At 32.6% G+C, this 4,041-nt stretch carries 4 protein-coding genes; all 4 read right to left on the reverse strand.

Annotation, left to right across the window (positions count from 1 at the left end):
- Positions 1–706: hypothetical protein (locus NCY57_RS16375; protein WP_250789856.1), on the reverse strand; the 706-nt coding region annotated here is incomplete at its 3' end.
- 146 nt (positions 707–852) lie between these two features.
- Positions 853–1,818 (reverse strand): ATP-binding protein, encoded by a 966-nt coding sequence (locus NCY57_RS16380; protein WP_237971738.1) that lies wholly within the window; start codon positions 1,816–1,818, stop codon positions 853–855.
- Positions 1,819–2,415: 597 nt separating this feature from the next.
- A complete protein-coding gene (locus tag NCY57_RS16385; protein ID WP_237971736.1) occupies positions 2,416–2,859 on the reverse strand; it encodes a GNAT family N-acetyltransferase in 444 nt (147 codons plus the stop codon).
- A gap of 292 nt (positions 2,860–3,151) precedes the next feature.
- On the reverse strand, positions 3,152–4,041 hold an 890-nt coding region (locus NCY57_RS16390; protein ID WP_250789857.1), incomplete at its 5' end, for a hypothetical protein.

Here is a 4,041-nt window from a genome sequence, read left to right on the forward strand (position 1 = left end):
CAATAATATTTTTTACTTTTTTACAAATAGGTAAATTTAAAAATTCTTCTTTACACTTATCTGCTCGCTTGAATTTGTCATTCCACTTTTTAGAAATTTCAGACAATTCTATCACTTTCTCGACAGAATAATCTTCAAAATAAATTATTTCTTCACCCGTATAATACTTTTCTGTATAGCATTTAAACGCATCTGCAATTTTTATTGTGCATTCTTCTGGTGACTCTATAAAATCAAATGAAGAAACTATTTTATACACATAATCCTGCAAATAATTATAATCTGGTGGAAAATCGTCTGCTACCACTTCTCCATCATCATCTGTTATTGCACAAGGTTTAGGATTAATGCCATTTTCTTTCAACTTATAGTTATAATATGCCATAATACAACTTGTATCTGCATTCTCTTTACTATATTTACATACATCTCTATAAGCACTTAATAATTCAAGCAACTTATTTCTTTCCTTTTTTCTAAGATATTTAACCGCATAAGAAGAATTGATTTCAAAAAGTGCTTCATAATCATTACGCGTATAATATTTTTCATTCAATAATTTAACGATTGGAAATATCACCATCATCAATACACTTTCTCGATTTGCTTTGTCATAATATCTTTTCGATATTAACAACGATGCAATCGCAGAAATGAAAATAGCCATTGCATTTTGATATAGCCAATTACCAATTTGTACCAACATCTCTTTTTCCTTCCTGTATCGTATTTCCGCTACCTGTTCTGTACTATATTCAACACTTAATTACCATCAACACACACGCATCTATCAGGTAGTCCTCATGATAGAATAACTTTTTTCGTCGCTTTTTCAACGAAAAAAGCGACGAATTATTTTAATCTATACAACTTACCTTTTGTTTTCCCATTATCAATGAGTTTATCAAGTGCAATTAATTCCTTTAACAATTCCTTTGTCCTAGTATCCTTTAATCCCAGATTATCAGCTATTTCAACTGTTTTGTGCCATTCACCATCATTTAATAATTTTAAAATTTTTTCATATTGTTCTATCTTTTTCTTTGATGATTTTTTCGTCGCTTTCTCATAGCTATCTGGCAGCAAAACTTCATCATCCGCTTCCAAAAATGCCAGGTGGATTGGAATTCTTATTCTCATAGCTCGTCTATCTTCATCCGTAAAGAACTCCGCTCTTGGTGAGCCATTCTTCTCAAGTTCTTCCTGTATTGTTGGTATGCCAGAAGAATGTCCCTCTGATAAATCCAGTTCTTTTAAAAACTCTCCAAGTCGTCTATTTCTATAATATCTCGAAACAAATCTCTTTCCCTCAGCTATCGTTTTTTCTGAAATAGATCTGTCTATCCCCGGAAAATTCATAATATTTATGCAATCCGGCTCTATCTCTATAGTTACTGGTTCAAAGGACATATAATCTCTGTGATAAAAAGCATTTACCACAGCCTCCTCTATTGCCTGATATGGATAATTGAATATCCTTAATGCCTCCATCTGATTTGGTACTTTAATTACCTTTTCTCGAATAATCAAATTACGAAATCTTTCCATTGTTGCCTGAATCATCTGAAGCACCGAACCTGTAATATTAGGGAAATCTTCACTAATACTTGGATTTTCAACGCTTCCTTTAGGAAAAGAGGTCATCTGTACATAAGTATATCCAAAGAATTTTTCTGGATGCTCACAGAACATCATAATTGCCACATTCTGAATATATCTGAGTTCTGGAGGACCAACCAATAGCTGCATATCATTAAGTATTTCCTCAGCACCACGTTCCCTTACCTGTTTAGCAAGCTTACTACCAGTTTTTCTCAAATGATCTTCTAACAGTCTGGAATCATTGCAGACAACAGATTCGCCAACACCTGAACCACCATCTGATAACCCTCTGCTTGAAGCCGCAGGTATCACATGTGAAGTGCCGCAGACTCAGAGCAACGGCTCAGATGTAACCGCCCGACCTCAGTTCGGACCTTCGTTAGTACCACCAAATACCGCATCAGGGAAAATCATCCAGATGCCACAATGAAAGATCATATAGAAGAAAGCCCGCAGTCATCAGGGTTTCTTGCTATTAAAGTTAATGACAATCAACTGAAAACGGCAGAAAAAGAGTAGCTGCTATTAGTAGCAGAGCAAAAGAAAAAGTCTCGGAAGCCGCTTATTTAGCGGGTTCCAAGACTTGTGGCTCTTATTCAAACTCGCAAAATTCTATTTGCTTTATAGTGTTTCTTCATTGTTTCAGTTTTGAAACAGTTCGTTTTCGAACTGTTTTGTATGTATTCGCTATGTTTTCATCCACTTGTATTGTCATTTTATTGTCAGTAATGTGCAATTTATATCTCAAAATCAACTAATAGTCTTAAACACTATAATTTTTATAAAACCTTTCAATCCCCCTGCAACCTGGACTTATATATTTTTCTGCAAATAAATCATATCTACCAGTTGTATACCTGCTTCATATATCGGATGATCATAATTATCTGTGAAGAAGTCTTTAATACTATGCGAACGAACAAATCCACACTTCTCATAAAAAGGGATTGTCAACGAACTATCCCCTGTGCCAACTTGCAGTATAGAATATTTCCCTTTATATGTCGTAGCAACAAAGTCAATTAGTACTTTACCGTATCCCTTCCCTTGATATTCTGGTTCAGTCGCAATATTTTTAATTTCAAGAACGCCTTTCCCCTCGTCTGTTACTACACATTCGCACTTAACTCCATCATCGTCCAAAACATACATTATCCCTCTATTAAGATACCTGTCTATCATATCCTCCTGCTCATCTGCTAATAACAACAGCGGAAGAAATTGTTTTTTATTCTCCTTGATTTCTTTAATTTTCATATCAACACACTCTCCAAATTCCGCCTTGACAACTTAGGATTTTTTCATTTTCCAAAATATTCTACCAGATTGCTTATTCCAGAAATAATCCAAGATATTGCAATTATAATTAAAACTCTTCTCCATCCTCCAATATATTATTCGAACTCCTCGGCAGATAACATGAACTGACTGTTTTTCTCTAATTTTTAAAGGATTTATTATCCGTATTCCTAAAAAGCACCCTCATATTTATATCAGTTTAAATTTTTAGACCCAGAATAGAGCCGTATTTTCTATTACCAAATTGTTATTAATGGAGAGATTTCTTTATACGCTCATCTAGAACACCTTTTTCATCTTCTATATATGATAAATACATCTCTTCATATAAATTATCATATTCGTTCATAAACAAATCTCTCTGAACTAATCTATTTTTAAACTCCTGATATGTTTCAGTTTCATTTAAATCTTTCCATATACAATATGAAAATTCGACCACTTTATCCAAATCCACTCCATCCATTTCATTTTCAAATCTCTCATGCCTACCATGTCTTAAAACATATTCAATTACAGAATTACTTCTTTTATGTAGACATTTTATAATAGAAAAAAGGAATAGCAATAAATAATCCGGCTCACTTTTTGCTTTATATAAAAGTTTATAAAGTATCCTAGGAGTAGTATAGTTATAAAATTTATCATTTTTTTCAAATGTACATGCTAAAAGTTTTTCTATATCAATTTTCTTGTCCAATTGTAGTGATAAAGTGATAACAGCCAGAAAAATCTGAGGATAATAGTGTAAATATTGAATTCCATCATTTAAAAAATAGTCTAGCTCTTTTTCACATTTTTCTCTTTCTTTTTTCATTTCCTTTTTTCGATTGCCTTGATAAATACATTCGAATAAAGAAATAATATGTTCTATATACTCACTCCTTTCTTTTGTAATTATATGCCTCTTGTAATCTCTATTTAAATACAAAAGGCTATCCATAACATTTAACATATCCCCTTTATCAATAGCTATATCATGAAACAACTCCGCTATAATTTTGGCATCATATTGTACTCTTTCACAAGAACGTCTATTACGAAAGAACATTCCCCTATTAATCCTATCAACATATTGCGAATTATATAATATAAACAAATTATAATCTACATAAAACTTCGGCTGAAGCATATTATGAT

This window comes from Blautia sp. MB18-30 (assembly GCF_023669475.1).
GTDB lineage: Bacteria > Bacillota > Clostridia > Lachnospirales > Lachnospiraceae > Blautia_A > Blautia_A fusiformis.